Annotated in this window: 22 protein-coding genes, 1 tRNA gene and 1 pseudogene; 6 read left to right on the top strand and 18 right to left on the bottom strand. The window is 64.5% G+C overall.

What is annotated here, in order from left to right:
* Positions 1–381: 381 nt before the first annotated feature.
* From ACZ1JS_RS03070 to ACZ1JS_RS03090, 5 genes are all read right to left on the bottom strand, one after another.
* On the bottom strand, positions 382–930 hold the full coding sequence (locus ACZ1JS_RS03070) for a hypothetical protein (protein ID WP_465167662.1): 549 nt from the start codon (positions 928–930) through the stop codon (positions 382–384).
* 281 nt (positions 931–1,211) lie between these two features.
* Positions 1,212–1,751 (bottom strand): transcription termination/antitermination protein NusG, encoded by a 540-nt coding sequence (gene nusG, locus ACZ1JS_RS03075; protein ID WP_055759843.1) that lies wholly within the window; start codon positions 1,749–1,751, stop codon positions 1,212–1,214.
* Positions 1,752–1,794: 43 nt separating this feature from the next.
* Positions 1,795–1,992 (bottom strand): preprotein translocase subunit SecE, encoded by a 198-nt coding sequence (secE, locus tag ACZ1JS_RS03080; protein WP_056454132.1) that lies wholly within the window; start codon positions 1,990–1,992, stop codon positions 1,795–1,797.
* Between the two features lie 178 nt (positions 1,993–2,170).
* Positions 2,171–2,860 carry an outer membrane beta-barrel protein gene (locus ACZ1JS_RS03085; RefSeq protein ID WP_465167663.1) on the bottom strand — a complete coding sequence of 230 codons (690 nt, stop codon included), beginning with the start codon at positions 2,858–2,860 and terminating at the stop codon, positions 2,171–2,173.
* Between the two features lie 106 nt (positions 2,861–2,966).
* Positions 2,967–3,545: a YqaA family protein gene (locus tag ACZ1JS_RS03090; protein WP_465167664.1), complete on the bottom strand. Its 579-nt coding sequence runs from the start codon at positions 3,543–3,545 to the stop codon at positions 2,967–2,969.
* 237 nt (positions 3,546–3,782) lie between these two features.
* Between ACZ1JS_RS03090 and ACZ1JS_RS03095 the strand changes: the two genes are divergently transcribed.
* Positions 3,783–4,190, top strand: coding sequence for a response regulator (locus ACZ1JS_RS03095; protein WP_465167665.1), 408 nt, complete (start codon positions 3,783–3,785; stop codon positions 4,188–4,190).
* A gap of 22 nt (positions 4,191–4,212) precedes the next feature.
* Here the strand turns inward: ACZ1JS_RS03095 and ACZ1JS_RS03100 are convergent, their stop codons facing one another.
* The 4 genes from ACZ1JS_RS03100 to ACZ1JS_RS03115 form a co-directional block, all read right to left on the bottom strand.
* Positions 4,213–4,884 (bottom strand): anti-sigma factor, encoded by a 672-nt coding sequence (locus ACZ1JS_RS03100; protein ID WP_465167666.1) that lies wholly within the window; start codon positions 4,882–4,884, stop codon positions 4,213–4,215.
* Complete coding sequence (locus ACZ1JS_RS03105) at positions 4,877–5,440, bottom strand: sigma-70 family RNA polymerase sigma factor (protein WP_465167667.1); 564 nt, start codon at positions 5,438–5,440, stop codon at positions 4,877–4,879. Before ACZ1JS_RS03105 ends, ACZ1JS_RS03100 begins: the two co-directional genes overlap by 8 nt.
* Positions 5,441–5,648: 208 nt before the next feature.
* Positions 5,649–5,724 (bottom strand) — tRNA-Trp (locus ACZ1JS_RS03110).
* A gap of 103 nt (positions 5,725–5,827) precedes the next feature.
* Complete coding sequence (locus ACZ1JS_RS03115; protein ID WP_465167668.1) at positions 5,828–7,582, bottom strand: fatty acyl-AMP ligase; 1,755 nt, start codon at positions 7,580–7,582, stop codon at positions 5,828–5,830.
* 126 nt (positions 7,583–7,708) lie between these two features.
* On the opposite strand from ACZ1JS_RS03115, the gene ACZ1JS_RS03120 reads away from it, so the two are divergent.
* The 5 genes and pseudogenes from ACZ1JS_RS03120 to ACZ1JS_RS03140 all read left to right on the top strand — a co-directional run.
* The gene (locus ACZ1JS_RS03120; protein WP_465167669.1) at positions 7,709–8,239 is read left to right on the top strand and encodes a regulatory protein RecX; all 531 of its coding nucleotides are present in this window, start codon (positions 7,709–7,711) and stop codon (positions 8,237–8,239) included.
* A gap of 137 nt (positions 8,240–8,376) precedes the next feature.
* On the top strand, positions 8,377–8,889 hold the full coding sequence (locus tag ACZ1JS_RS03125) for a cold-shock protein (protein WP_465167670.1): 513 nt from the start codon (positions 8,377–8,379) through the stop codon (positions 8,887–8,889).
* 4 nt (positions 8,890–8,893) lie between these two features.
* Complete coding sequence (locus tag ACZ1JS_RS03130; protein ID WP_465167671.1) at positions 8,894–9,385, top strand: DUF192 domain-containing protein; 492 nt, start codon at positions 8,894–8,896, stop codon at positions 9,383–9,385.
* Between the two features lie 45 nt (positions 9,386–9,430).
* Entirely contained in the window at positions 9,431–9,823 is a 393-nt protein-coding gene (locus tag ACZ1JS_RS03135) for an NADH:ubiquinone oxidoreductase subunit NDUFA12 (RefSeq protein ID WP_242116166.1), read from the top strand.
* A gap of 215 nt (positions 9,824–10,038) precedes the next feature.
* A pseudogene (locus ACZ1JS_RS03140) lies at positions 10,039–10,272 on the top strand (DUF2155 domain-containing protein); the annotation flags it as partial.
* A gap of 35 nt (positions 10,273–10,307) precedes the next feature.
* Here ACZ1JS_RS03140 and aat read toward each other — a convergent pair.
* The 9 genes from aat to ACZ1JS_RS03185 form a co-directional block, all read right to left on the bottom strand.
* The gene (gene aat, locus ACZ1JS_RS03145; RefSeq protein ID WP_465167672.1) at positions 10,308–11,048 is read right to left on the bottom strand and encodes a leucyl/phenylalanyl-tRNA--protein transferase; all 741 of its coding nucleotides are present in this window, start codon (positions 11,046–11,048) and stop codon (positions 10,308–10,310) included.
* A gap of 48 nt (positions 11,049–11,096) precedes the next feature.
* Positions 11,097–12,146 (bottom strand): c-type cytochrome, encoded by a 1,050-nt coding sequence (locus tag ACZ1JS_RS03150; RefSeq protein WP_465167673.1) that lies wholly within the window; start codon positions 12,144–12,146, stop codon positions 11,097–11,099.
* Positions 12,143–12,736: a cytochrome c oxidase assembly protein gene (locus ACZ1JS_RS03155; RefSeq protein ID WP_465167674.1), complete on the bottom strand. Its 594-nt coding sequence runs from the start codon at positions 12,734–12,736 to the stop codon at positions 12,143–12,145. The genes ACZ1JS_RS03150 and ACZ1JS_RS03155 overlap by 4 nt, the downstream gene beginning before the upstream one ends.
* Positions 12,733–13,113, bottom strand: a complete 381-nt coding sequence (locus ACZ1JS_RS03160; RefSeq protein ID WP_242116170.1) for a hypothetical protein — start codon at positions 13,111–13,113, stop codon at positions 12,733–12,735. Before ACZ1JS_RS03160 ends, ACZ1JS_RS03155 begins: the two co-directional genes overlap by 4 nt.
* The gene (gene ctaD / locus ACZ1JS_RS03165) at positions 13,110–15,635 is read right to left on the bottom strand and encodes a cytochrome c oxidase subunit I (RefSeq protein ID WP_465167675.1); all 2,526 of its coding nucleotides are present in this window, start codon (positions 15,633–15,635) and stop codon (positions 13,110–13,112) included. The genes ACZ1JS_RS03160 and ctaD overlap by 4 nt, the downstream gene beginning before the upstream one ends.
* Positions 15,632–16,606, bottom strand: coding sequence for a cytochrome c oxidase subunit II (gene coxB / locus ACZ1JS_RS03170; RefSeq protein ID WP_465167676.1), 975 nt, complete (start codon positions 16,604–16,606; stop codon positions 15,632–15,634). Before coxB ends, ctaD begins: the two co-directional genes overlap by 4 nt.
* Positions 16,607–16,747: 141 nt before the next feature.
* Positions 16,748–18,145, bottom strand: coding sequence for a glucoamylase family protein (locus ACZ1JS_RS03175; RefSeq protein WP_465167677.1), 1,398 nt, complete (start codon positions 18,143–18,145; stop codon positions 16,748–16,750).
* 72 nt (positions 18,146–18,217) lie between these two features.
* The gene (locus ACZ1JS_RS03180; RefSeq protein ID WP_465167678.1) at positions 18,218–21,277 is read right to left on the bottom strand and encodes a TonB-dependent receptor; all 3,060 of its coding nucleotides are present in this window, start codon (positions 21,275–21,277) and stop codon (positions 18,218–18,220) included.
* Positions 21,274–22,302: a LacI family DNA-binding transcriptional regulator gene (locus ACZ1JS_RS03185; RefSeq protein ID WP_465167679.1), complete on the bottom strand. Its 1,029-nt coding sequence runs from the start codon at positions 22,300–22,302 to the stop codon at positions 21,274–21,276. The genes ACZ1JS_RS03180 and ACZ1JS_RS03185 overlap by 4 nt, the downstream gene beginning before the upstream one ends.
* Positions 22,303–22,439 lie beyond the last annotated feature (137 nt).

Raw genomic sequence — 22,439 nt, forward strand, 5'->3', positions numbered from 1 at the left:
ACTTGCGCCGCTGGCCGGGCGTCTGATCCTGGCCCAACGCCGACGCCGCTACGCTGCGCATCTGAGCGGGGGTGGGCTTAATCGCACCGGACAAAATTCCGGACGCAATCGTCGACACCTTAGGAGACGTCTGACGAGGCGGAGACGATTTTGACATAGTAAGCTCCGTCTTTGACTTTTCCACTGTTCTGTGTATTCGGAGCCAGCGGGCGTGCGAGAAACTCGCACGCCCCCGGCGTTAGCTAACCGTTAATCTCCGGGCCATTTTCCACATGGCGCTCCTCCTTTCTGGCGGAAAGACTGCTTGAAGTAGAGCCGGCAAAGCGCCTTCAAGCAGTCGGGAAAAGGTACGACGGTCAACTTATGTTGACCGTCGTATTTCTAAAATGGTATGTCGTCGTCGGCATAATTTGAGCTAGAAGCTTTGGCGTTGCCGAGTAGCAGCTGGCTGGCGATGACATTATCATCGCCACTGGATGCTGCGTCGATTGGCTTCGACGAATAAACTCCCTTTCGTCCCGGAACAGGAAAAATTATTTCCTTCTGGCTCATTCGGTAGAGCTTATTCTGTAGGAACCGTCGCGTTTGAACGACGGAAAAGCGTCGATACATTTCGATAAGAATTGCATCAAGGTCGACTTGGTCGCCTGAAACAACTATTGAGAATAGTTGCTGTTCAAGATCGTCGACCTTTACGCCTGATAGCTCGCGTAGCAGTTCGTCAGGTAGGTCGCTTACGTCGCCGTATGAGGCCGGCAGTGGCCTGGTAATGCGCCGCAGCTCCCGCAACTCCGCCACAGTGGCGGTCAACGCGTCGATCCGGCGTGTATAATTCTGGACGGCCAGAATTTCGCCTTTTTCGCTCGATTGATTTCGCCACCGTTCCAAGGTGGCGATGTATTTCGTCACTTCGTCGATGTGATCGGTCATCGCTTCACCTCAGCGTCAACCCCGAACGGGCGACGCACTTTCATCGTTCAACGCGCGCCATCGGTCAAGTGGGCTTGCACGCAAATTTCCTTTTTCTTCTCATTTGCCAGCATTTGTGCATTTTTCGCGCTTGCTAATCATCGGCAGCGTTGAAACAAAAACGGCGCAGGGCCTTCGCCCTACGCCGCTTACGTCGGTCGGGTTGCACCCGCCGGCCGGTGTCCGCCGTCTCGCAGTTAGCTGGCGCTAACTGCGTGCGGACAGCAAGTTTCGGCTTTGCCTTACTTGCTTCGTTCCACCTGCTCGAAATCCAGTTCCACCGGGGTCGCGCGTCCGAAGATCGACACCGAAACCTTCACCTTCGACTTGTCGAAGTCCAGTTCCTCGACCACGCCGTTGAAGCTCGCGAACGGGCCGTCCAGCACCTTGACCGAATCGCCGATCTCGAAATCGACCTTGATCTTCTGCTTGGTGGGCGAGGCGGCAGCCTCTTCCTTGCTGTTGAGCATCCGCGTGGCTTCCGCCTCGCTGATCGCCTGCGGCTTGCCCGACGATCCCAGGAAGCCGGTGACCTTCGGCGTGTTCTTGACGAGGTGATAGACCTGGTCGCTCAGGTCCAGCTTCGCCAGCACATAGCCCGGCATGAACTTGCGCTCGGACTGCACCTTCTTGCCGCGACGGACTTCGGTCACATTCTCGGTCGGGACCTCGATCGCTTCGACCGCATGGTCGAGGCCGAGGCGCGTCGCTTCGGAGAGGATCGAATCGCGGACCTTGCCCTCGAACCCCGAATAGGCGTGAATGATGTACCAGCGCGACATGCGTATCCTTTGGACTATTCGAAGGGGGTAGGGGACGGGCCGGTTACTGGGCGAGCTTCAGCAGCGCCTTGACGATCGCGTCGAACGCCGAATCCACGCCGAGGAAGAACAGCGCGAGCAGCGTCGTCATGATGACGACCATCACCGCGGTCATCACCGTCTCGCGCCGCGTCGGCCACGTCACCTTCGCGGTTTCGGCCCGGACCTGCCGCATGAATTCGACTGGGGTAACCTTCGCCACGTGCCTGACCTTCGTTAACGGTTTGACCGACCGCGGGACACAAGGCCCCGTCCGGTTCCTTCTGGAAACCGGCGCTGCCCATCCACGCTGTCGGATTGGGCATGGTATCTAGCGATCTAGCGCGAAGGAAGCAAGCGCAGGGGAGAACGGGGCGGCACCACCGCCGCCCCGTGGCCGATCAGAAGCGGACGCCGATCCCGACCCGCGCCTGGACGCGCATGAAATTGACGCCGTCATACAGCGTCTCCTTGGTCATATACTGGGTGGCGGCAACATCGCCCTTCAGATAGGCGCCGCCGCCCACGCTGAATTCGGCGCCGGCACCGATATGATAGCCGTTGTAATTCTCGTTGGTCGCGAAATCGAACTCGGTGCCCGGCGCATCATAATCCAGCTTCAGCTTGGCGTTCGAATAGCCGCCGCGCAGATAGAGCTGCGACCGAACGCCCATCGGGAAGCCGACGCGGACGCCCGCATATTGCGCGGTGCCGGCCTTCTGGCACAGTTGGTCGCCACCGAGAATCGGGTCGCACTGCTTCTGGGTGGACGTGCCGATCCCGGCATAGGCGCCGAGCAGCACCTTGCGGCTGACGGCGAAGTCGTAGCCGATCTCGCCGCCATAGCCGATGCCGTCATAGCCGTCATAATATTTGGTGTTGTCTTCGAAGTAATTGCCTTCGAGCCGGTCATAGCCGACCATCGCCTCGATCCTCAGGCCCTGCAGCGGATTGCGCGGCAGGCGCTCGCGCATTTCGGGATAGGGCTGCGGTGGGACCGGCACCGTCTGCGCAGTCGGCGCGACCTGCGCGGCGGCGGGCTGGGCGAATGCCATGGTTGCGGCCAACACGGCCGCTGCCTGAAACTTCATCGATAATCCCCCTTCGGTCCGCGCGGTTGTCGCGTCGGACGGCGGGCCGTTATCGTATAAGGGTTATGATGTCTGCATACTTTGGTCCGGTTCAGAGCAAACCGGATCAGAGCAGACTGACCGCCGCGAACCCGCCGACCAGCGCGACGACCAGCAACGTCCCGATCAGCGTCAGCCGCTTCTCGATGAACGCCTGCACCGGCTGTCCGTATTTCTTGAGCAGGAAGGCGATCAGGAAAAAGCGGAAGGCGCGGGTGATTGTCGCGGTCAGCACGAACATCGCGAAGTTGAACTTGGCCAGCCCCGACGCGATCGTCACCAGCTTGAACGGGATCGGCGTCAATCCTTTCAGCAGGATGATCGCCGCGCCATATTGCGCGAACCCGGCCTGGAACTTCGCGGCCTTGTCCTGCAACCCGTACAGGTTGATGACCCACGCGCCGACCGTGTCCCACAGGAAATAGCCGATCGCATAGCCGACCATACCACCCAGCACCGACGCGATCGTACAGATCGCCGCGATCTGATAGGCGCGGCTGCGATGCTGCAGGATGACCGGGACCAGCACCACATCGGGCGGGATCGGAAAGAACGAGCTTTCGCAGAAGCTGACGACGGCAAGGCTGCGGACCGCGTGCCGATGGTTGGCAAGGCGAAGCGTCCAGTCGTACAGCGCACGAAACATCGTCGGCATCCATTCGGGGTCGGCGCGGGGTGCGGTCGGTCGCAGCGAGCGATCTCGTGGACCAGCCCGCTGATCGCGCCGGGCTTAAAGCATGGAACGTAACGGCCGCGCAACCGCATAAACCGTACGACCCGCCGTTTCGACCGTCGCGATCGGCTTACGGTCGGTCGATGCCGGGCAATCGTCCGCTCCGTCGCTTTTGCCGCAACATGTCGCTGTCTGAACGGTTGAAGCGACATGGCTCTATCGACCGTCCCCTTCGCGCTCGTCGTCGACGATGATCCCCTCATCCTGATGGATACGACGATCATCCTCGAAGATGCCGGGTTCCGCGTCCACGAAGCGATGGACGGCGACGAGGCGAAGGGCGTGCTGGCCGAACATTGGGAAAGCATCGTGCTGCTGTTCTCGGACGTCGACATGCCGGGATCGACCAATGGCTTCAGCCTGGCACGGCATGTCGACGACCAATGGCCGCATATCGAAATCGTGATCGCGTCGGGGCATGTCCTGCCGGAGGAAGGCGACATGCCGTCGCGGGCGACCTTCATCTCCAAACCGTTCAATGCGCGGATGGTGCATGAACATCTGGCGAAAACGCTGCCCGACGAAAAGAAGCCCGAACCGCTGGCCAAGGCCGTCTGACGATATTCGACGTCGGCGAGCGCTAGGTCCGCGACAGCGGTCCGCTCGCCACGACGGGGCCGGTCGGCGTCGAGGTCGGCGAACCGCCCAGCGGCTCGATCGAAACCGCCAGCACTCCGTCCGCCGTCGGCAAGCTGCGCTCGGCGGCCGGCAGCACCAGCCGCGTGGCGCCGGTGCGGTCGAGCAGGCCGATCGAATGCGGCACGCCGTCGCGGATGATCCATAGCTGCGCGTCCTTGCCCTCGCGCGCCAGGCCGGCGGCGACGACGCGAACCTCGCGATCGGCAAGATCGATCGACGCGGCGAAGGGGGTTCCGTTCCGCTCGGTCGGCACGAGGACGGCCAGCATCGTCTGCTGCGGCGCGGGCGCCGGCAACGGCGCGACCGGCGCGTCGGGCCGGGCGAGGAGCAGCGCCACCGATGCCGCGATCGCCCCGGCCAGGGGTATGAACGCCCAGCGGAACCGCGACCGCGGTGGCGTAGCCACGGGAAGGATCCGGTCGATGCGGAACGCGGGTGCCGGCTCCGCGCGATATTCGGCGAACATCGCCGCGAAACGTAGCCGCCACCCTTCGACCTCACGGGCGAATTGCGGGTCAGACAGCGATCGGCGCAATGCGGTCGCCAGTTCGCTACCCTCCAGCAGCCCGAGCGCGAATTCGGCCGCCATCATATCGGGATCAAGTTCAGACATCGCCGACACATCCACGCAATTGCAACAACCCGCGTCGCACCCAACTCTTCATCGTCCCGATCGGAACGTCGCGGGCGTCGGCGATTTCGGCATAGGTCATGCCATGGACGAACGCGGTACGGATCGCGTCACGCTGCGGCGCGCTCAACTCGTCCAGACAGTCATATAGCCGCTGCACGGTTTCGGCGCGTTCCGCCGCGACGCGTTGATCGGGCCGATCGTCGGCGACGTCGACCGCCTCTTCGATCGGACGCGTCGCCCGTCGGCCGCTGGCCCGGACCCAGTCGATCGACCGGTTGCGCGCGATCGTCGCCAGCCACGCGATCGGATAGATCGAGCCGACCTGAAACGCGCCCGCCCGTTTCCAGATGATCGTGTACACTTCCTGCAACACGTCTTCGGCCGAACTGCGGTCGCCGCAGATGCGCAGGCAGATGCCGAACAGCCGCGCCGACGTCATGCGGTACAGTTCGCCCAGCGCATCCCGGTCCTCGGCTGCGACCCGGCGGAGCATTTCGCATAGCTGGATCCGCTCGTCCAACGTGTCCGTCGTCATATCCCGCACCCGTCCCTGTTCGGCCCGTCGTCGATCGGACCCGCCGTCGTTATGCGTCAATGCGTTAGCGGACAAGGGGCAGGGGCGGGGATGCGTTGCGTGATCGTCTTTCGATCGCGGCGCGCTCGCGGAGGCGAGGCAGCATCCGGAAGGTCTCGATGATCTTGCTGTCGACAGCGCGCCGTATGCCCTTTCGGCGGCGGTGCGCTGGCACGAGTGGAGGGATTCGAACCCCCGGCCCTCGGTTTTGGAGACCGATGCTCTACCAGCTGAGCTACACTCGTGTGCGGACGCGGCCTCTATCCCGGACGAACCGGAAGGGCAAGGCCGATTTGTGGTTAGGGGAGCGGCCGCTTGTAGGAAAGCGAAAAATGCCGCCCCGAACGATCAGGCGGCGATGGCGTAGGGCTTGATCTCGCCTTCCAGATACAGCTTGCGCGCCTTGGCACGGCTGAGCTTGCCCGACGACGTGCGGGGCAGGGTGCGCGGCGGAACCAGTTCGATGACGCAGTTCATGCCGGTAACCGACCGTACGCGCTCGCGAATTTCCTCGCGCAGTCGCTGGCGCTCGCCCTCGTCCGATGCACGGCATTGGACCAGGACGGCGGGCGTTTCCTCGCCGCCCGGCGTGGTGATGGCGAAGGCGGCAATGTCGCCGGCCTTGAATCCGGGAAGTTGTTCAACCGCCCATTCGATGTCCTGCGGCCAGTGATTCTTGCCGTTGACGATGATCATGTCCTTCGCCCGGCCGACGATATAGACATATCCGTCAGACAGATAGCCCATGTCGCCCGTGTCGAGCCAGCCATCGACCATGCAGGCGGCGGTCGCTTCGGGATCGCGGAAATAGCCGCTCATCAGCGACGGTCCCTTGCACCACACCTTGCCGATCGCGCGCTCGGGAAGCGGCGTGCCGTCCTCTTCGCGGATCTCGATCGCCATGTCGCGGACGGGCTTGCCGCAATTGACGATCGCGCGGTAGCGCTGCGGCCGGTCGGCGCGGCCGGCATGGCCGGAAAGCTCGGTTTCCTCGACCAGTTCGACGATGATCCCTTCGCCCGGCGGCATGATCGCCACCGCCAGCGTCGCTTCGGCAAGGCCGTAGGAGGGCAGAAAGGCCGACGCCTTGAACCCGGCATCGGCAAAGGCGTCGACGAACGACTGCATCACGTCGGGCCGGATCATGTCCGCGCCATTGCCCGCCAGCCGCCAGCGCGACAGGTCGAACCGGTCCGCCGCCTTGGTCTGGCTCGACATCCGCCGCGCGCAGATGTCGTAGCCGAAGGTCGGCGAATAGCTGATCGAATTACCCTGATTCCGAGTGATGAGGTCGAGCCATGCGAGCGGACGCCGCGCGAAATCCTCGGTCTTCAGATAGTCGGTCGACACCTGATTGGCGACGACCGACAGGAAACAGCCGACCAGCCCCATGTCGTGATACCAGGGCAGCCACGAGATGCAGCGGTCCTCGGCAACCAATTGCATGCCATGGCTATGCGCCGCCAGATTGTTCAGCAGCGCTGCGTGCGTGATCTCCGTCCCGTGCGGGAAACGCGTCGATCCGCTGGAATATTGCAGATAGCAGATATCGTCAGTCGACGCCTGCGGCAGGTCGACGACCGGCGCGTCGGTGGCAGAGAAGCTTTCCCAATCAATCCCTTCGACCCCGGCGATTCGCGCGGCTTCGCCCGCCATCGCTTCGAGTTCGGCCGGGTAGAACAGCGTTTTTGGATCGCAGCTGTCGAGCTGGACGCGAAGCTGTTCGACATAGGCTTCGCGCCCGCCGAACGACGTGGGCAGCGGCAGCGGCACCGGCCATGCACCGGCATAGACGACGCCGAAGAACAAGGCGGCGAACTCGGCACCGGTTTCGGCGATCAACGCGATGCGGTCGTTGGGGCGCACCCCCTTCGCGATCAGGCGATACGCCTGTTGCAGCGCATCCTCGCGCATTTCGCGAAACGGGTAGGCGCGCTTCAGCGTGCCGCGCGCGTCATGGAAATTCAGTCCGCGCGTGCCCTGCGCGGCGTAATCCATCGCCTCGCCCAGCGTCGCGAAGTCCGCGAACCGGCGCGGCAAAGCATCGACCGTCGGGGTCGCTTCCAGCGCGATTGCAACACTTCCTTCAAGATTCGTCGTCATTCTTGTCCAACTCTCGGCACCGTTCGCACGCGTTCGCGGCGTTCGAAGCGTGTCGCCATAGCGGCAAAGTACCGCCCGGCACAGTTGATTTCAAAATCGCGACGCAGTGTGGCACAAACATGGCGCATGTCCCGTGACCCGCGCCGTCCCCTACCGCCTCTCGACCAGCCCGCTCTGGAGCGGGCCGCCTTACGCTATGTTGAACGCTATGCCACGACCCGGGCGAAGCTGGTCGCCTATCTGACCCGCAAGCTGCGCGAGCGCGGGGCGGACGGCGCGGTCGATATCGCGACGCTGGCCGACCGCATGGCCGAACTGCGCTATATCGACGACCGTGCCTTTGCCGAAGCGCGGGCGGCAGCGATGACGCGGCGGGGGCTGGGCGCGCGGCGGGTGCGCGACGCGCTACGGCATGCGGGCGTGGCGATGGACGATAGCGATGCGGTGGTCGATACGCTGGACGAGGGGGCGGAGGCGTCGGCGATGGCCTTTGCCCGGCGCAAGCGGATCGGCCCCTTCGCGGCCGAACCGGTCGAGCGCGACCGCCGCGAAAAGCAGGTCGCGGCGATGGTCCGCGCCGGCCATGCCCCGACGCTGGCGCGTCGAATCGCTGCGATGGCACCAGGGGAAACGGACGAGTCGGCGCGCGATTGGTAAATTACAAAGAAACCGTCGCGTTCATGAAACATCGTGTTACAAAGGGGGTCAGGGGGTAAGCAACGATGCGTCTGGAAGCGCGAACGATTGCCGATGATTGCGCGGTTCCGCCAGCGGCGGCTGCGGCGGTTTCCCATATGCGCGACGATGTGGTCACGTCGGTTCGCGGCGTCGTCAAATGGTTCGACGTCACGCGCGGTTTCGGGTTCGCGGTGGCCGACGACAGCAGCCTGGGCGACGTGCTGATCCATTTTTCGGTGCTGGAACCGCATGGTCGCCGCACCCTGCCCGAAGGGGCGATCGTCCTGTGTAATGCCGCCCGACGCAGCCGCGGAATGCAGGCGGTCGAAATTCTCGAGATCGACCTGTCGCTGGCGATCGAACCGGTCCGTCGCGCGGTCGAACGGCCCGACCGGATGGCGTTGGCCGAACAGGCGGGGCCGTTCGAACCGGTGTCGGTCAAATGGTTCAACCGACTGAAGGGCTATGGCTTTCTGGTCCGCGATGGTAAGCCGGGCGACGTGTTCGTCCATATGGAGACGCTGCGCCGCGGCGGCATCGAGGAAGTCGAACCCGACCAGCGGCTTGTCGCCCGCATCGTCGAGGGGCAGAAGGGGCCGATGGCCATTGCGGTCGAAACGGGCGAGTAACGGCGTGACAGGTTTGCGATTTTCGGGGCTGGCGGCGGTTGCCCTGCTGGCGGCGATCGGTGGCTGCAAGGGTGAAACCGCGGCCAAGGAAACGGTGTCGGAACATGGCATGACGATCAAGCCGGTCACCATCACCACCGCCGATGGCAAGGCGCATATCTTCAAGTCGGAAGTCGCCGCGAGCGAGGCGCAGCAGCAGCAGGGCTTGATGTACCGTGCGCGACTGGCGCCCGATGCGGGAATGCTGTTCGCGCCCTATCCCCCTGACGGTGGGCCGCCCCGGTCGGCCAGCTTCTGGATGGAGAATACGCCGAACGCGCTCGACATCATCTTCATCCGCGCCGACGGCACGATCGCGACCATCGGCGAGAATGCCGTGCCGTTTTCGCAGGCGAAGGTCGAATCGGGCGAACCGATCGCGGCGGTGCTGGAGATTGCCGGTGGGCGGGCAGGCGAACTGGGCATTGCCGCGGGCGACAAGGTGACGTGGAAATGATCCGCCCCATTGTCGCGGGCGTGGGCAGGCGCTAAGCGAGCGCGCATGGGAATCCTCGCGAACGTCTTCACCTGGTGGAATGGTGCCACCTTCGGCACCTGGCTCGGCTTGCGCGGCAAGACGCAGGTCGGGACCGACCATCTCGGCAACGTCTATTACCAGGGCGGTCGAGACACCGCGGGCAATCCGCGCCGCTGGGTGATCTATTCGGGATCGAACGATGCGAGCCGCGTGCCGCCCGAATGGTTCAGCTGGCTGCACCATCAGATCGAGGGCACGCCCGACGAATCGCTGCCGCCGGTGCGCCAATGGCAGCAGCCGCCGGTCGAGAACCAGACCGGCACCGCGCTCGCCTATCGCCCGCCGGGCGTTCTCGACAAGGGTGGCGCGCGCGTCCGGGCAACCGGCGATTATGAGGCGTGGAGCCCCGACGCGTGAATCCACGCCGCTGGCTGGTCGGGCTGGCGATCGTCCTGATCCTGACGGTCGCGGGCTGGTTCGGCTGGCAACGCTGGCATCGGCCGGCGGAGACGACGCGGCCCGCCTCGGCGGAGATCGCGGTACCCGATATGGTCCGTCCCAATCCGGGTGCGCCGGAAGTGGTCAGCGTCGATACCGGGCTGGACAGCAACCTGCTGGCCGGGGCGACGCCGATGGCCGAGCGGGTCGCGGTCGTCGGCCTGCTCAACAAGCGTAACGGCGAAACCCGCGACCTGACCCTCAAGCCAGGACAGGCGACGCGCGTCGGTGACGTGATCGTCCGTCTGCGCGCCTGCGAACGCACCGCGCCGTGGGAACAGGAGCAATATACCGGCGCGTTCGTGCAGGTCGATGTACTGGGCGCGGATGCGAAATGGCGGCGGCCCTTTTCGGGTTGGCTGTTCAAGGAGCGTCCGGCATTGAACGTCGTGCTCCACCCGATCTACGACGTCTGGCCCAAGAGCTGCACGATGTCCTTCCCCGACAGGGGGCCGGACACGGTATCGGCGGGTGCCGCCGCGGCTTCGTCGGGCACGGCACCGCGCCGGTCGAGCGCGTCGAACGCGGCGGTGGCCAGCCCCGAGGTGCCTGCCGAATCGAACCCGAGCGCACCGGCCAACAGCACCGAATAGGTTTTGCGCGACACCTCGACCGCGCCCATCGTCGCCAGATGGTCGGTCAGGAACTGGCAATCGAGCAGTTTGAAGCCGCCGACGCGCAGCCGTGCGACCAGCCATGCCAATGCGACCTTCGATGCGCTGGGCGCGCGGCTGACCATCGATTCGCCGAAAAATGCCTGACCGAGCGCAAGGCCGTACAGCCCGCCGGCTAGCCGCTGACCGTCCCAGACCTCGACCGAATGGGCCAGCCCCATTTCGTGCAGCCGGATGAAGGACTGTTCGATCGTGCCGTTGATCCATGTTTCCGGCCGGTCGGATGCGCTTTCGGCGCACAGGCGGATGATATCCTCGAACGCATGGTCGGCGGTGACGCGGTAGCGGTCGGACGCGATCAGCTTGCGCAGCGAGCGCGATAGATGGAAACTGTCGAGCGGCAATATCCCGCGCAGCTTCGGTTCGACCCAGTAGATGCCGGGCGCGTCGCGATCGTCGGCCATCGGAAAGATGCCGCTGGCATAGGCGCGCAGCAGCGTTTGCGGGTCCAGTTCGAACAGGGGCGCCATTGGCCGCACCCTATCGCCCTGCACGATGCTGGCAATGGCCCCCGCCGCTCATTGTCCGGCGAGATAGCGTGCGACCGGTTCGATCATGTCTTCGGGGATACGGCGGGCGATGACGGGCATCGTCGCCTTATCCTTGCGCGCGTCGACCACCTCCTTTTCGCCGCGCCAGTGCCGCAGCCGTTCGGCGATGTAGACCGCGCGCTGGCCGTCGATCACCGGGAAGCGCTTGGTACCGGCGGCGTCATGGCAGCTGCGACAGGCGGGAAGCTGCTTGTCGGGCAGGCCGCGCTCGACGATCTGGCGGGCGGCGGCGTCGCTGTTGCCGCCGCGTCCGGGCGCAATGCCGGGCATGGCGGCGAAGCGGCGGGCGAGCGCCACGCGTTCCTCCGGCGTCAACTGCGCGGCGACGTTCGACATGACCGCGCTCTGGCGCTTGCCGGTCGCATAGGCTTCGAGCGCGGCGGCGAGATAGGCGGGGTCCTGTCCGGCGAGGATCGGGATATCCTTTTGACCGCGACCCAGGCCGTCGCTGCCGTGGCATCCGGCGCAACTGTCGAACCGGCCATTGGCGGCGCCGAACCCTTGCGCGTTGCTGCCGGCAAGGACGCGATATTGCTGCGGCGTCATGTTCGGCAGCAGGCGGACGAAGGCGACCATGCGCTTGACCTCGTCCGGGCGGTCCTTGGCGGCCCAGGCAGGCATGCCGCTGAACTTCACGCCATGTTCGAGGATCCAGAAGAGCTGCCGGTCGGTCCATTGCTTCGCATTCTTGGACAGGTCGGGGGCGGGGGGCGTCGCCTTCTGCATCAGCGGCAGCGGACGCACGCCGGGCGCGCCGTGGCACGAGGCGCAGGACGATGCATAGTAACCGGCCGCGCTCACCAGCCCGCTATCGTCCTTCGCCTCCTTGGGTGTCGAAAAGGCGGCACGGGTCTGCACCGAATTGCGCATGACCCAGTGCAGGAACCAGTCGGTGATCGCCCAATGGCCCGACGACGCGGCGACGTTGAACAATCCGGACCACGCATAGGCCATGCCGAGCGCGAAGATGCCGAGCAGCGTGACGATGACGCGCTTCCACGTCAGGCGGATGGTCATGGCTGCGGCTCCGGTTGGCGCAATAAGTTGGCGAGCAGCGCGAGGCCGCCGAGGAAATAGCTGGCGGCACCGACCAGCAGCATCACGACCCCGCCCAGTTGCTGGTCGGCAAGCGCGTCATAATGCCCATGCATCATCGCCGGATAGAGCGGGCGGGGGGCAAGGCCGATCAGCGCGCCGAGCAGCGTCATGTGCATCGAGGTCAGCAGCAACGCACCGACACCCGCCGCGCGCCGATCGGGACCGGCACCGAGCACCGCCGCCCAGAGCAGCAAGCCGGCGGCGAGGAACATCGCCTGTTCGACGATCATCGCCGCCATGTTGCTGTCGGCGAGCAGGCGCAGCGCGGGCAGATGCCACCCCCAGACGGTGGCCAGTTCGACCAGCGACATGGCGAGCGGGGTGACGATATGCGGCCAGCGCTGCGCCGGGTCATAGCCACTGCCGGCGAGGCCGAAAGCGATCAGGGGTGCTGCGACCGCGACCGCGATCATGTGTCCGGCCATATGCCCGACCATGCCCGCCTGTGCCGCCGCTACCCAACCGACCGGCAACAGCATTAGCCCTGCGATCAGGCTGACGCGTTTCATCGGCAATCCGTCAGGAACAGCACGGGCGCTGCGGTGAAGAGGACACCGACGAAGCTGAGCGCGGCGAGCAGCACGGTCGAGAAGGCGAGGAAGCGCATGCGGTCGCTGTCGGTGCCTTCCTCGTGCGGCGGGGTGTCGCCGGGGACGCGCGACTGGAGGTGAGCGATGATCCCGGCACCGGCGATCAGCAGCAGCGCGACGATGGTGCCGACGGCGTAGAGGATCGGCAACCGGGGGAAGCCGCCGACCTTCGCGCAATGGATCGCCGCCCACAGATAGGAGAACAGGAAGTGCGCCGCCCAGACGGTCGGCGGGACGATCAGTGTCCAGAGCGTCACCTTCAGCCGGGTGACCATGCCATGCAGCCCGCGTTTCATGCGACCCCCGGGAACAGGCCGATCGTCGCATAGGTGACGATGGCGGTCAGTGCCATGAAATGCTGATAGACGGTGATGTTCCGCAGATCGGCGTCATATCGGGGCGTCATCCGCCCGGCGATGCTGCGCGCCAGCGTATAGCCCTGCATGATCGCGCCGACCCCGGCATGGGCGGTGGTCCAGATCACCAGCACCCATACGATCGCGGGATAGCTGTGCAGTTCGGGATCGAGCCCGGTGGTCAGAGGTCCCTGCAACCCCGCCCAGATGCCCGCCAGGCTGGCGGAGATGCCAACGACCAGCAACAGTCGCGCGGTGCCGACGATGCCGCGCCGGTTGGTTTCGCGCGCTGCCACGGTCGTACCCCAGCTCAATGCCGCCAGTGCCAATGCAACCATCGGCCAGAAGCTGCCGGGGCCGTCCATGCCCGGACCCGAAGGCGGGAATTCGGGATGCACCGTCCAGAAGAAATAATAGCCGAACACCAAACCCGAAAAGGCGGTCGCGTCGGCCATCATCGTGATGAACATCGCCCACCATCCGGGCGCGGCCGAGCCGGAGACGTAGAGCGGCAGTTCGATGCCATGCCCGATCGGCTTGCAATCCTTTTCCGGGATCTCGGCGGTCCCGGTCCACAGCCAGTAGAGGACGAACCCCAAGGTCGCGACCGCGCCGGCCAGCGACCACCAGTAAAGATGATAGGTGGTCAGGATGAACACGCTGCCCAGCGCGATCGCGGTCAGCATCGGCACCCAACTGGGCGTGCCCAACCGCACGACATAGAGCGGACGCGCGTCGAGCACGGTGGTCACGATCGTCTCGCGCCGACCCTCTTCGGCGTCGGGCAGGAAGAAGCGGCCTTCGTCGACCTTTTTCACGAAATCCTTCTGGTCCCAGATCGGATAGCGGCTTTCGATCAGCGGGACCGAACGTATGCCCCAATCCTCGTCATCGGGATGCGCCAGCCATTCGAGGGTGCCGGCGTTCCACGGATTGCGCGGTGCCTTTTGCCGCCACGGCGAGCGGGCGAGATCGAAACAGATGATCGCGGTGCCGGTCGCGAACAAATAGGCGCCGATCGTCGAGGCGAGGTTGAGATAATCGATGCCCAGTTCGCTGGGATAGGTGAAGACCCGGCGCGGCATACCGTACAGGCCGCTGAAATGCATTGGGAAGAAGGTCAGGTTCGCCCCGACGAACAACGTCCAGAAGGCGGTGCGCCCCAGCCGGTCGGACAGTTTCTTGCCGGTGATCAGCGGCCAGTAATAATAGAGTCCGCCGAACAGCGGCAACAGCGTGCCGCCGATCAGCACGTAATGGAGATGCGCCACGACGAAATAGGTATCGTGCGCCTGCCAGTCGAATGGTGCGATCGCCACCATTACGCCGGTCAGCCCGCCGATGACGAAGATGGCGAGGCTGCCGGTCGCGTAGAGCAGGGGCGTCGACCATTTGACCTTGCCCGCCCACAGCGTCGCGATGAAGGCGAAAATCTGGATGCCGGTCGGGATCGCGACCGCTTCGGATGCGGCGGAGAAGAAGGCGAGGCTGATCTTGGGCAGGCCGGTCGCGAACATGTGGTGGACCCACAGGCCGAACGACAGGAAGGCAGTGCCGACCGCCGCCAGCACGATCCATGGATAGCCGAGCAGGTGCCGCTGGGCGAAGGTCGGGATCATCATCGCGAACAGCGCGATCGATGGCAGGAAGACGATATAGACCTCCGGGTGGCCGAAGATCCAGAAGAGGTGCTGCCACAGCAGCGGATCGCCGCCGCGCGCCGCATCGAAGAACGGCCAGTTGAGCAACCGCTCCATTTCGAACAGCACGTCCCCCGCGATCAGCGGCGGGAAGGCGAACAGGATCATCACCGCGACGACGAGGATATACCACGCATAGAGCGGCATCAGGTTCAGCCGCATCCCTGGCGGCCGGCATTTCAGCACGCCGACGATCAGCTCGACCGCCGCCGCCACCGACGACACCTCGATAAACGACAGGCCGAGCATCCAGATATCGGCGCCCAGCCCTGACAGGTCGGTGCGGGTGGTGAGCGGCGGATACATGAACCAGCCGCCATCGGGCGCAGCATTGAAGAAGATCGACCCGCCGACGAACACCCCACCCAGCAGGAACGACCAGTAACCGAAGGCGGAGAGGCGCGGGAAGGGCAGGTCGCGCGCGCCCAGCAGCTGCGGCAACAGGATAATCGACACCGCCTCGAACATCGGCACGGCGAACAGGAACATCATCATCGAGCCGTGCAGCGTGAACAGCTGGTTGAAGGTATTCGCCGATACCAGATCGTTTTCCGGCGTCGCCAACTGCGTCCGCATGATGAGCGCAAGCACACCCGCGAACAGCATGAAGGCGAAAGCGGTCAGCGTGTACCACGCCCCGACCCGGTTGTTGTTGCAGTCCGTCCAGCGCAGGAAAATCCCCTGCGGCGCCTGCCATACGGCGCGCAGCCGTTCCTCCTGCGCGGCGCGGAGCGCGGGATCGTCTTGCGCGTGCAGGCTCATTTCATGCTTTCCAGATAGGCGGCGATCGCCTGCGCATCTTCGCGCGACATTTGCGGATAGGCGGGCATGCGCGCGCCGGGTTTGACCGCCGGCGCATCCGTGATGAAGCGGACCAGCGCGGCGCGGGTCATCGGCTGGGTGCCCGCACCAAGCGAAGCGCGGCTGCCGATATGGGTCAGGTCGGGACCAATCTGTCCGGCGGCTTCGGTACCGGCAATGGCGTGGCAACCGGCGCAGCCATTGGCGGCGAAGGCGCGCGCGCCCGCAGCCGTAGCGGCGGCCGGGGCGGCGGGGCGGCGCACGTTCGCCAGCCAAGCGTCGAACGCGGCCGGCTCCATCGCGACCACATCGAACGCCATCAGTGCGTGGCTGAGTCCGCAGAACTCGGTACAGACACCGCGGAACGTGCCGGGCCTGGTCGCGCGAACGATGAGGCGGTTGGTCCGCCCGGGGATCATGTCCATCTTGCCGGCCAGTCCGGGGATCCAGAAGCTGTGGATCACATCGCCGGCGGTCAGGTCGAACTGTACTGTGCGCCCAACGGGGACGCGGATTTCATTGGCGGTGACGACGGGCCTGGCCCCGGGCGGTTGATACCGGACGCGCCACCAGAATTGCTCGCCCTCGACAGCGATGCGCAAATCGCCTTGCGTGACCGGCAGCGGCCGCATCGCGGGCAGGCTGTAGAGCAGCAGGCCGAGCAGGACGACCACCGGTAGCACACCGCCGACCCAGCCGATCAGGCGCATGCCGCTGGACAGTGTCAATCGCCCCTCGGGCGCGCGGACGGCGGTAACCATCAGCGCGGCGACGCCGGCGGCGATGACGATCGCGCCGACCAGCATGACGATGGTCAGATGACGGACGGTCGCCGCCTCTTCCCCGAAAACGGTCAGCGCCGACTGATGCCGGTTACAGCCCCCCAGCACGAGCAGCGCGGCCACGCCGCAACTGGCTTTGACGCCGCGCATAATCCCCCTTCGACCCGCGCCGTTGTATACGGCACGGTAGCGAAACGAGATGCCCGCGCTTGCGTTCCACCACGATGTCGATCGGTCCGGCGCGCGCCGGCCGTCGCCCCGATCAAACCTCGCTGTGGGGGGCGGCGACGTTCAGCCGATCCAGCCGCCGGTAAAGCCGGCACGTTCCAGCCCGCGACGGATATGCGGATTGCGCCGCATCACCTCCCAGATCAGTCCGCTGCGCTGATTCTCGATCATCAACACGATCGGCCCCTGATCAATGCCGAGATAGTCGCCATCGACCCAGCCGACGCCGCGAACCAGCTTGCCGTGCTTGAGCGGTTCGTCGGTGCGGGTCAGCGTCGGATTGAACGAATCGAGGAACCCATATTTGTCGTAAATGCCGGCACCGTAGCGCGCGTGCATCCTGGCCACCATCGGCGTGACGATTTCGGGCGCAAAGGCGATCGATCCGAGCGCCGCGGTCGGCGCCAGCGTGCCGTCGTCGCGCTCGCCGGGGCCGCGTGCGGAATAGCTGAAGAATTCGCGCTGGCGACCGTCGATCGTCACCTGGAAATCGCCGGGACCGTCGCACGCGGTCAGGCCCCAGCAATCGTCGCCATAGCCGACCTTGCCACCCGGATTTTCATTGGCATAGGCGCGCTGGGCATAGGTCGCGCGGCGGCTGTTCTCGAAATAATCGATACCCTTGGACGCGATATAGGGATCGCGGATGCCGCGGAAATCGATCCAGACATGGCTGTACTGGTGGCCGAACATCGGCGCGAACTGCAGGTGCGGCTCGCCATAAGCGTTGCCCCAGCTCTTCTCGAACTGTTGCGTGAGCGCGCCCCATGTCGCGGGCGGCAGCGGATGCGTCGGGCTGGCCAGCGCCAGCACGTACAGGATCATCCCCTCGTTATAGATGTTCCAGTCGGACCGGATGAAGCCGCTTTCGGGATGCCACCCCATCGATACGAAGGGTGGGCGCGGCACGATCCAGTCCCATTCGACCGCGCGATAGAGTTGCTCGGCAAGATCGCGGATCCGTGCTTCCTGCGGGTCGGCGCGATCGAACCAGCTTTGCGCGAACAACACGCCGCCCAGCAGCAGCGCAGTGTCGATCGTCGACAATTCGCATTTGGCGAAGCGCAAGCCCTTCGTCACGCCGAGGAAGTGGTAGAAGAAGCCCTTATAGCCGCTGAAGCCGGTCTCGCCGTCGCCCTGCGGCGCCCTGGCAAGGAATTCGAGCGTGGTCAGCGTGCGTTCGCGATGTTGTTCGCGGGTGATCCAGCCATGTTTCTCGCCCACGCCGTAGGCGGTCAGCGCGAAGCCGATCGCGGCGATCGAGGCGAAACTGGGCGTCGGCCAGCGATCGGGTGCAAGTCCGGTCGCGGCATCGGTGGTCTCCCAGAAGAAGCGAAACGTGCGCTCCTGAATATCCGAAACCAGATCGGGCGAGGCGCCGGATACGACCCCGGTCCGTGCGGTGCATCCGGCGACGAGCGCCGCGGTGCTGGCGGCAAGGAAATGGCGGCGATCGATCACGGGCAAGCCCCTTTTTCTGGATACAAAAATGCCGGGACAGGCAGGTGCCAGTCCCGGCAGGGTAGGGAAGGGTTAGAAGTTGAAGCCTGCCGACAGCTTGATCGTGCGCGGCTGGTTGCCGCCGATGCTGAACGACGAACGCTCGCCATAGACCGATTGCGATCCGTCGGTCCGGCTGTTGTCGAGTGCGCTGTTGTTGAAGTCGATATAGTTGCGATCGTTCATCAGGTTGATGATGTCGACGCGGAAGCGGATCCGAGCGGTATCGTTGACGAACCGGATCGGAATATACTTCGTCGCCGCGACGTCGAGCTGACGACGGCCCCATTGATCGCCCAGGCTATCGCGGAACCGGCCTACGACGTTGCGCTGGTACGGGTTCGAGCTGTCGAACGACGTTACCATGAACATCGGTGACTCGATCGAGAACTTGCTCGACAGCGTCAGCCCGATCGGCGTGTCGACGCTACCCGCCATGACGAAGCGGTGGCGCGGCACGCCCGCCGATCGCAGCGTCGGATAATCGTCGATCGACGGGAAATCGAGGCTGAAGGTCTCGCCGAACTGCCGGTTTTCCGACGCTTCGGTGAAGGTATAGGTTGCGTCGAGGCTCCATGGCGACGTCGGCGAATAAGGCTTGGTCAGTTTTACATAGGCCGAATCCGCGTCGGTCTTGAGGCCGTTGTCGCCGATGATGATCGATCCGAAGCCCGGCGGGGTGAAGCCGAACGGCGACTGCGGTGTCGGGTTCTGTGCGGTCGGGGCCGGCGCGAAGAACGACCCGTCGGGGCGACGATTACCCAGCAGATACACGAAGCCATCGCGGCTCGAAATGTGCTGATAGCCAACTTCAAGTTCGATCGGATTGAACCGCGACCGGAAGCCCAGTGAGAACTGATCCGAATAGGGCATCTTCAGATCGTTCTTGATGAACCGCAGTTCGCGTCCGCCGCCCGTGCTGCTCTGCGCTAGCTGCGCACGGCCTTCTGCGGTCAGGTAGATCGGATTCCACGGAATGCAGGTCGCTGACGGCGTGCACGGGTTCAGCTGGTCCGCGCCCTGGAACAGGAAGGTCCGCTGCTGGAAGGCACCAACCGACAATTCCTGCTGCAAGAAGTCGAACTGGTTGCGGTCATACGAGCGACCGAAGCCACCGAAGACGGTGAAGCGGCCATCCTGGTCGACGCGATAGGTGAAGCCGACGCGCGGCTGGATGGCGCCCATGAACGCCTTCCGGTTGTTGCCGGTCGAGATATAGTCGTTGATGTTGTAGTCGGCGTTCTGCAAGTTCGGATACTGCGCCGCGGAGATCGCGGTCAGGTTCGACTGCGGCGTCACGAAGTCGAGGAATGCCGGGGTCCGTTCGTAATCCCAGCGCACGCCCAGGTTCAGCGTCAGGCGGTCGGTAACATCCCAATCGTCCTGCGCATAAATACCAAACTGGAAGTTCTTCGATTCAATGGTTGAGCTGCCGAAGCCGCTGGGCGCGCCGAAGACAAGGCGGTACGGGACGTCGGTCTGGAAGCCGGTCTGGCTATTGAGGTTCACATCATAGGTATAGGAACCGTTGATGTTGTTCTGTTCGAGCGTGTTGAGATTGACCCACTTCGCCTTCACACCCGTCTTGAAGGTATGCCCTTCGAGGCCGGTGTAGGTGAAGTCGTTCTGGACGGTCCAGCCCTTCTGGCCCTTTTCCTGGAAATTGGTGCCGCCGCCGATGCGCAGCAGGTCGATGCGCCGCGAGCCGGTGCCGGTGATCTCGGTGCGTTGGAAGAACTGGTTGATCTCCTGTTCGACCGGGCGCGGCGACCACACGACGTCTTCGTATGACACGCGGAAATCGTTGATCCAGTTATCGGCGGTGTGCTGCCACCGGGCAAGGCCGCGAATGTCCTTGACCGAGTTGTTGGTGCGGGTCGAAAACGCGCTGATCCCGCTGCCCAGGTCGTCGCCGCTTTCCTTGCGATACTTGCCCGAGAATTCGAAGAGGTCTTCGGCGGTCGGCGAGATGTCGATCTTGCCGAAGATCAGGTCTTCATTGAACGTGTTGGTAAAGTTGCCGAAGCGCGAGCGTAGCTCGGCCGGGATGACGCTGATGTCGACGCCATTGCCCGGCAGCACGTCGACCGGGCGTTCCTGCCGCTTGCCTTCATAGCTGATGAAGAAATGGGCGATGTCCTTGACGATCGGACCGCCCAGCGCGACGCCATACTGCATGTCCTTGGTGTCGACCTTCGCCACGCGGGTCGGGAACAGCTCGGTCGGACGGCGGTCGCGCAGGTCCTGGTTGGTGTAGTCGACGAACCCTTCGCCATGGAACTCGTTCGTGCCCGACTTGGTGCCGGCGACGATCGCGACCGAGCTGACCTGGTCGAACTCTGCCTTATAGTTCGACGACAGCACCTGATATTCGCCAATGGCGAGCTGCGGGAAGGGGTTACCCGGCGAGGAATCCTGACCGGTCACGCCGTTCTTAAGGACGTAGTCCTTCTGACTGACGCCGTCGATGAACACGTTGACCGAGTTCGAACGCTGCGCACCGCCCTGCAGGCGGGCCTGGCCGTTGGCGCCTTCCTCAACGAACCGCACCCCTGGCGCCAGATCGGCAAAGGCCAGGAAGTTGCGATTGTTCTGCGGAAGCTGCTCGATCAACCGCTGCGTAATGTTGATTCCGACCTGGCCGCCCGACAAGGTGCGGATACGGCTGCCGGTGACGACGATTTCGTCGTCGTTCGATGCGACACTACCCGGATCGGTTTCGGTCGTCTCCCCTGCTGGAGCCGCTGCGGCAGTCGTCAGATCGATGTCGAGCCCGGCATTCTGCCCGACCGCAAGCGTGAATTCGTCGGAATTACGCGTGCCGTTGGTCAACTGGATCTCAAGCCGGTAGGTCCCGGCACGCAACGACGCGAAGTTGTACGTGCCATCCGCCCCTACGGTTGCGACTCGGCGAATACCGGTTGCGACTTCTACCGCCGTCACCTGCGTGACGCGGTTATCGGCTGGCGACGTGATCGTACCGCGCAGCGACGCCTGTCCGACCTGGGCATAGGCGGCAACCGGAACGACGACCGCCCCCGTCGCCAGCGTGGTCGCTGCGGCGAGTGCCGCGCGGATCATGGTCTTCCTCATGCGTTTATTCCCCTTGTTCCCCGGTATTCCGGGTCTTCCCTTGGTGAAGTGGTTTCGCGCACGATCAGGGTCGGCGCGCGAAGTTCGATGCTGCGGTCGTCGGCCCCGCCGATCTGGTCGGTCAGGCGCGCGATGGCGCGTTCGCCGAGTTCGGCGATGTCGATGCGTAGTGTGGTGAGCGTCGGCGAGATCAGCCGGGCGAGCGGGATGTCGTCGAAGCCGGCGACCGCCACCCGGTCGGGCACCGCCACCCCGGCACGGCGCAAGCCCATCAGGACGCCGATCGCCATCATGTCGTTGGCGGCGAATACCGCATCGACGTCGATCCCCTCCCGAACCATTTTCTCCGCCACGGAAACGCCTGACTCTTCGAGAAAGGTTCCGCGTTCGATCAGCGGTTCGAGGCCGGCGGCGGCGATGCCGGCGCGATAGCCGTCCATCCGTTCCTCCGCATCGATATTGCCGACCGGGCCCGCGAGATGCAGGATGCGGCGGCGACCGGTCGAAACCAGATGATCGACCATCGCCCGTGCGCCCGCGATATTGTCGAGGCGCAGTTCGGGACGCGGCTGGTGATGCGGCGCGCAGTTGACCAGCACGACGGGCACCCCGGTCGGCAGATGCGCGAACAACTGATCGGGATCGATATGCGGCGCCATCACCACCATGCCGTCGACCCGTCCGCGCATCGTGCGCAGCGCCTCGACCCCACGAGCGGGATCGGCATGCATGTTCGACAGCAGTAGTTGCAGCCCGCGCGCCGAAGCCTCGCGGTCCATGCCGCGCAGCAGTTCGGAGAAGAATTCGCCGTGCAGTTCGGGCAGGACGACGCCGATCGCGTTCGATCGCGCCAGGCTGAGCGAGCGAGCGCCGGCATGCGGCACATAGCCGAGCTTGGTGGCAGCGGCATGCACCCGTTCGCGCAGTTCGGGACGGACATTGTCGTGGCCGTTCAGCACGCGCGACACCGACGCGACGGATACGTCCGCCGCGCGAGCCACATCGCGGATGGTGGCGTTCGCCATGCCGTTGACCATTCCACTCCCTGCGTCGCCGCGCCCATCGCAGCGAATCCGTCGGCTTCTCACCGATCGCTCTTGATGTAACCGGTTACATGATCTTAAAACGCGCTTCAACCACAGATTCGAAACACAAGCGCATC

Source organism: Sphingomonas sp. BL-S-05 (assembly GCF_055521695.1).

Bases quoted from the DNA above. Each gene is read 5' to 3' on its own strand.
- ACZ1JS_RS03070 (WP_465167662.1), bottom strand. From the start codon at position 930: ATGACCGATCACATCGACGAAGTGACGAAATACATCGCCACCTTGGAA.
- nusG (WP_055759843.1), bottom strand. From the start codon at position 1,751: ATGTCGCGCTGGTACATCATTCACGCCTATTCGGGGTTCGAGGGCAAG.
- ACZ1JS_RS03085 (WP_465167663.1), bottom strand. From the start codon at position 2,860: ATGAAGTTTCAGGCAGCGGCCGTGTTGGCCGCAACCATGGCATTCGCC.
- ACZ1JS_RS03090 (WP_465167664.1), bottom strand. From the start codon at position 3,545: ATGTTTCGTGCGCTGTACGACTGGACGCTTCGCCTTGCCAACCATCGG.
- ACZ1JS_RS03095 (WP_465167665.1), top strand. From the start codon at position 3,783: ATGGCTCTATCGACCGTCCCCTTCGCGCTCGTCGTCGACGATGATCCC.
- ACZ1JS_RS03100 (WP_465167666.1), bottom strand. From the start codon at position 4,884: ATGTCTGAACTTGATCCCGATATGATGGCGGCCGAATTCGCGCTCGGG.
- ACZ1JS_RS03105 (WP_465167667.1), bottom strand. From the start codon at position 5,440: ATGACGACGGACACGTTGGACGAGCGGATCCAGCTATGCGAAATGCTC.
- ACZ1JS_RS03115 (WP_465167668.1), bottom strand. From the start codon at position 7,582: ATGACGACGAATCTTGAAGGAAGTGTTGCAATCGCGCTGGAAGCGACC.
- ACZ1JS_RS03120 (WP_465167669.1), top strand. From the start codon at position 7,709: ATGTCCCGTGACCCGCGCCGTCCCCTACCGCCTCTCGACCAGCCCGCT.
- ACZ1JS_RS03125 (WP_465167670.1), top strand. From the start codon at position 8,377: ATGCGCGACGATGTGGTCACGTCGGTTCGCGGCGTCGTCAAATGGTTC.
- ACZ1JS_RS03135 (WP_242116166.1), top strand. From the start codon at position 9,431: ATGGGAATCCTCGCGAACGTCTTCACCTGGTGGAATGGTGCCACCTTC.
- aat (WP_465167672.1), bottom strand. From the start codon at position 11,048: ATGGCGCCCCTGTTCGAACTGGACCCGCAAACGCTGCTGCGCGCCTAT.
- ACZ1JS_RS03150 (WP_465167673.1), bottom strand. From the start codon at position 12,146: ATGACCATCCGCCTGACGTGGAAGCGCGTCATCGTCACGCTGCTCGGC.
- ACZ1JS_RS03155 (WP_465167674.1), bottom strand. From the start codon at position 12,736: ATGAAACGCGTCAGCCTGATCGCAGGGCTAATGCTGTTGCCGGTCGGT.
- ACZ1JS_RS03160 (WP_242116170.1), bottom strand. From the start codon at position 13,113: ATGAAACGCGGGCTGCATGGCATGGTCACCCGGCTGAAGGTGACGCTC.
- ctaD (WP_465167675.1), bottom strand. From the start codon at position 15,635: ATGAGCCTGCACGCGCAAGACGATCCCGCGCTCCGCGCCGCGCAGGAG.
- coxB (WP_465167676.1), bottom strand. From the start codon at position 16,606: ATGCGCGGCGTCAAAGCCAGTTGCGGCGTGGCCGCGCTGCTCGTGCTG.
- ACZ1JS_RS03180 (WP_465167678.1), bottom strand. From the start codon at position 21,277: ATGAGGAAGACCATGATCCGCGCGGCACTCGCCGCAGCGACCACGCTG.
- ACZ1JS_RS03185 (WP_465167679.1), bottom strand. From the start codon at position 22,302: ATGGCGAACGCCACCATCCGCGATGTGGCTCGCGCGGCGGACGTATCC.